The sequence below is a fragment of the Marinagarivorans sp. genome, assembly GCF_982758155.1.
The window spans coordinates 1-4,824 of sequence record NZ_CEXWTU010000307.1 but is presented as its reverse complement, the minus strand read 5'-3'; the positions used below and the strand labels follow the sequence as shown (position 1 = coordinate 4,824).

The window sequence follows — 4,824 nt, the reverse complement described above, 5'->3', positions numbered from 1 at the left end:
AATTTAAAGCGGTCGCGTAATTCTTTGATAATTTTATCGGCAATTTTAGCTTTAGCGCCTTTGAATTTTAATTTACAGAAATATTCATGAGCATCGCCTACTGGCATGTCTGTAATTTGAGTGAGATCGCGTTTGTCGACAAAAACATAGCGGGCCTCTTTGCGTAAACGGGCGCCGTTACATTCTGGGCATTGTTGCGTCGATAAGAATTTGCTGAGCTCTTCACGGACAGAGTTGGAATCGGTATCGCGGAAGCGTCGTTCTAAATTGGGGATGACGCCCTCAAAGCTATGGCTGCGTTTGTAAATATCGCCGCGATCATTTACGTAATTAAATTCGATGACTTCGTCACCAGAGCCATAAAGCACAGCTTTTTGCTGTTGCTTATTCAGTGTTTCCCACGGCGTTTCGACGTCGAAACCAAAATGCTCAGCGAGTGACGTTAACATGTGAAAATAATAGAGGTTGCGTTTGTCCCAGCTTTTAACGGCGCCATCGGCGAGAGAGGCGCTAGGGTTAACGACAATTCGATTCTCGGCAAAAAATTGTTTTACGCCTAAACCGTCACAGGTTGGGCAGGCACCGGCGGGGTTGTTGAAGGAGAATAGCCGAGGCTCTAATTCCACTATCGAGTAGTCGCAGTGTGTGCACGCATGCTTGGCTGAGAAAACCTGCTCGGTGCCATCTTCTTCGGCCATAGGGGCGATAATGGCAATACTGTCTGCAATACGTAGTGCCGTTTCAAAGCTTTCGGCAAGGCGCTGTTTTAAATCGGAGCGTACTTTAAAGCGATCAATAACGACTTCAATAGTGTGCTTTTTGCGCTTGTCGAGAATCGGGGTGTCGTCGAGATCCACCACAACACCGTCGATTCTAGCGCGCACAAAACCATCGCGTATTAAGCCTTGAAGAATGTGGTGGTGTTCACCTTTGCGTTCACGCACGACTGGCGCTAGTAGCATGAGCTTGCTGCCTTCGGGCATAGCAATTACTTGGTCAACCATTTGTGAAACGGTTTGCGCCGCCAAAGGCTCGTCGTGCACGGGGCAGCGTGGCTCGCCGACACGGGCAAATAATAAACGCAGGTAGTCGTATATTTCAGTGATGGTGCCCACGGTTGAGCGCGGGTTGTGTGATGTCGATTTTTGCTCGATAGATATGGCGGGGCTCAAACCTTCAATATGGTCAACGTCAGGCTTTTCCATCATCGATAAAAATTGGCGCGCATAGGTCGATAGTGATTCTACATAGCGGCGCTGGCCTTCAGCGTAGAGCGTGTCGAATGCGAGTGAAGACTTTCCCGAACCCGAGAGCCCTGTAATCACAATGAGCTTGTCGCGTGGCAATTCGATATTGATGTTTTTAAGGTTGTGGGTGCGTGCACCCTGAACAATAATTTTATCCACAGTAGTCTACGGCTGCTCTTTAGGTTAAAAAGGGTTGAAGTATACGGAGTAGTGAGGGTGTTTGTCTTGATGTTGAAGTAATGAACTGAGGTTGCCTTTGCGGTGGCAAAAAAAACGGCGCACTGGGCGCCGTTTTTTTAGATGTTGTCCATGTCGCGGACCCAGTTGTTGGCCTCGAGACGGTTGCGCACTCCAATTTTTTTGTACACGTTATACAGGTGGCTTTTTACCGTGTGTTCGCTAACTTCTAATACCTTGGCGATATCTGAATTGGTCGCGCCATTTTTAATCAGTTTTAAAATTTGGCGTTCACGCTTTGTAAGCTTAATTTCAGTTTTTCGTGAGCTAGGTGCGCGGCGATTTTTCTGTAAAAAGTGGTGAAGAAGGCGGCGCGGCACCCAGTATTCACCGTTTAGCATGCAGTTGAGGCCACGAATCAGTTGTTCTTGGTCGGTATCATCGAAAAAGACACCAACAATACAAGGCCAGTCGAGTAACTCTTCGTGTTCGCTTTCGGCTTCGGCGTTAAGAAGAACAACGCGCAGCTCTGTTTTGTGGCTTTGAATGCTGCGCACCAGGGACTGTAAGTCGTCAAAGTTTCTACCTTGGCAGTCGACAATGATTAAGCTGACGTGAGAGATACGTTTTGTATAGTTTGCTTCTATCGCGCAGGGAATGTGGGTGTTGGCGCTAATAAGGTTGGCGAGCAAGCCGGTTTGCAGGCTATTCACCACGGAAAATAGCGTAATACCTTCGACTTCTTCTACAGGCTCTTGAATTTCTTCCACTGGGTTGTCGGCTTTAATTTTGGGTTCTGTGGCCGCGGTGTTTAGGGGGGGGTCTTGTTCGGGCGATTGTGTTTGCCCAATTTCATCGGCGCTAACTTCTTTGATGGTCACAGTGATTGCCTTGTCTTCTATCGCTCGCGAGTGTACAGGTGCGGCCGTTCCGGGAAGCCTTTCTTGGTTTTTTATACCTAGTACTTTGCGCGGCATTGTAACTGAAACAGCCATCTGTAACTAGAGTACACGCTTGCAATTGGCCGCGATGTCGGGGATTCAGCTGTATTTATCTCTCGAGGTGCTGTTTGGTTGGTCAAATTGCGCAGTCGCTACTTTAGAGGTGCGGGTTAGGCTGCTAGAATCGCGGCCTTTCTTAATTTAGCCATTACCCATGGCTTGGAGTGGATGTGAGTAACGCTACCCCTGTTTCCGAAATGCGTATTGTCGGTTCGCTGGCGCTTTTGTACGTCTTTCGCATGCTTGGTCTATTTATGGTTTTCCCTGTGATGATGTTGTACGGCCGAGACTATGTTGGTCAAACCCCTTTTTTACTGGGCGCTGCTCTTGGTATCTATGGTTTAACGCAGGCGGTATTTCAGATTCCATTAGGCTTACTTTCGGATATTTGGGGGCGTAAGCCTGTGATTTTGATTGGTCTAATCATCTTTGCTTTGGGCAGCGTGGTAGCCGCCTTTGCTGATAGTGTTTGGGGTTTAATGATTGGGCGTGCCTTGCAGGGCGCAGGTGCCATTGCTAGCGCAGTGCTGGCCTTGGTGGGAGACTTAACCAGCGAGCAAAATCGCACACGGGCTATGGCTGTTATTGGCGCATCGATTGGATTATCTTTTGCTGTGGCGATGTTTGTGGGCCCAATGTTGGCAGCGGCCGGTGGTTTAAGTGCGATTTTTTGGGTCGCTTCAGGTTTGGCTGGCATTGGGATTATTATTTTGCTACGTGTGGTGCCCAACCCTCCGGCACATAGCCTGCGTGGCGCCGAAGGCTTGGCTGTTCCAGCTTTGTTTGGGCGCGCGTTAAAAAATCGGCATTTACTGCGTTTGGACTTTGCTATTTTTATACTGCATTTTGTTTTAACGGCCACTTTTGTGGCAGCACCTTTGGTGTTGGAGGCTGCGGGTAAGGCTAATGACGCGCATTGGCATTATTATCTGCCCGTTATGCTGTTGGCTTTTGTGGCTATGGTGCCTTTTATGTATGTGGCTGAACGCAAGCGCAAGGTTCGCGGGGTGCTGCTGTTGTCTATTGCCATTCTGATGTTTAGCCTTTTGGGTTTGGCTATTGGTGAAGGTTTGGGTTGGCAGTGGTTGCTTGGTATTTTTTGCTTTTTTACTGCGTTTAACTTGCTGGAGGCGACGCTGCCCTCGTGGCTGAGTAAACAAGCGCCAGCCGGAAGTAAGGGAACCGCGATGGGGGTGTACTCAACGTGCCAATTTTTGGGTGCGTCGGCGGGCGGTTTTGTAGGCGGTTATATTGTGCAGAATTTTGGCGTGGCTGCTGTATTTTGGCTTGCGGCTGCAAGTTGCTTGGCGTGGCTTATCGTTGCTGTATTTATGCAGGCGCCACCGTATTTAAAGTCACTTTGTGTGCCGCAAAAAAAACCAATTTCGGGTCCAGCCCTTATGACGAAGGTGGCGGGCGTGATAGAGTGCGCGTGGGTTGCGGAACAGCAGCTTTTGTATCTCAAAGTGAACGATAACTTTGAGCAGCAAGCGCTGGATGAATATTTAAAATAGCGCTAGATGAGCGTTATTGCTGGTTACTTGTGAGTTTGTGCTGCGTATTTACGCGTGCTGCCAAGTAGGTTTATTTAGAATATAAAGTTTATTGAATTGAGAGAGGGCAAATTGTGGCCAAAGGTATTAATAAAGTAATTTTGGTGGGTAACTTAGGGCAGGACCCTGAAGTGCGTTACACCCAAGCTGGTGGCGCAATTGCGAACATTAGCATTGCAACAACCGATAGCTGGACGGATAAAACCTCGGGGCAGCGTCAAGACCGCACAGAGTGGCACCGGGTTGTATTTTTTAATCGCTTAGCTGAAATCGTGAATGAGTACTTGCGCAAGGGTAGCCAGGTGTACATAGAGGGCGCTTTGCGCACTCGCAAATGGCAGGATCAGGCTGGCGTAGAAAAATACACCACTGAAATCGTGGCGAGCGAAATGCAAATGTTGGGCAGTCGTGGTGACAGTACTGGAGCAGGTGGTGGCGGAGGCTATGGACAAGGGCAGCAAGCGGCTCCCCAGGCTAACTATGGCGGCGCACCTCAGCAGGCGGCTCAGCCACAAGGTGGTTACCAGCAGCCTGCGCCGGCTCAGCATCGGCCTGCGCCTCAGGCTCCTCAGGCAGCGCAGCCAGTTTACAACCAGGCGCCTCCAGCGGCAGCACCTCAGCAGCCTGCGCGTCAGCCAGCACCGGCTCCCGCCGCAGCGCCCGGCATGGATAGTTTTGATGACGATATTCCTTTCTAGGAGTGACGGAGAATTTTTGTAGCATAAAATTTTATGCTCTGGTGTTTTAAAGCCGTTTCAGTATGAATATTGAAACGGCTTTTTTATTGCTGCGTTAAGGGCCGAGGAAAAAATACTTTATCCAATAATACTTGCCTCCTACTTCCTC

At 49.2% G+C, this 4,824-nt stretch carries 4 protein-coding genes; 2 read left to right on the top strand and 2 right to left on the bottom strand.

Going from position 1 to position 4,824, the window contains the following annotated elements; all coding sequences use genetic code 11:
- The coding region (locus AC3A8L_RS19940) for a UvrA family protein (RefSeq protein ID WP_487964023.1) at positions 1–1,406 on the bottom strand (1,406 nt) is incomplete at its 3' end.
- A 137-nt stretch (positions 1,407–1,543) separates the two neighbouring features.
- The gene (locus AC3A8L_RS19935) at positions 1,544–2,305 is read right to left on the bottom strand and encodes a LuxR C-terminal-related transcriptional regulator (protein ID WP_487964022.1); all 762 of its coding nucleotides are present in this window, start codon (positions 2,303–2,305) and stop codon (positions 1,544–1,546) included.
- A 290-nt stretch (positions 2,306–2,595) separates the two neighbouring features.
- On the opposite strand from AC3A8L_RS19935, the gene AC3A8L_RS19930 reads away from it, so the two are divergent.
- On the top strand, positions 2,596–3,939 hold the full coding sequence (locus AC3A8L_RS19930) for an MFS transporter (protein ID WP_487964021.1): 1,344 nt from the start codon (positions 2,596–2,598) through the stop codon (positions 3,937–3,939).
- 110 nt (positions 3,940–4,049) lie between these two features.
- On the top strand, positions 4,050–4,676 hold the full coding sequence (gene ssb, locus AC3A8L_RS19925; protein WP_487964024.1) for a single-stranded DNA-binding protein: 627 nt from the start codon (positions 4,050–4,052) through the stop codon (positions 4,674–4,676).
- The last annotated feature ends 148 nt before the right edge of the window (positions 4,677–4,824 follow it).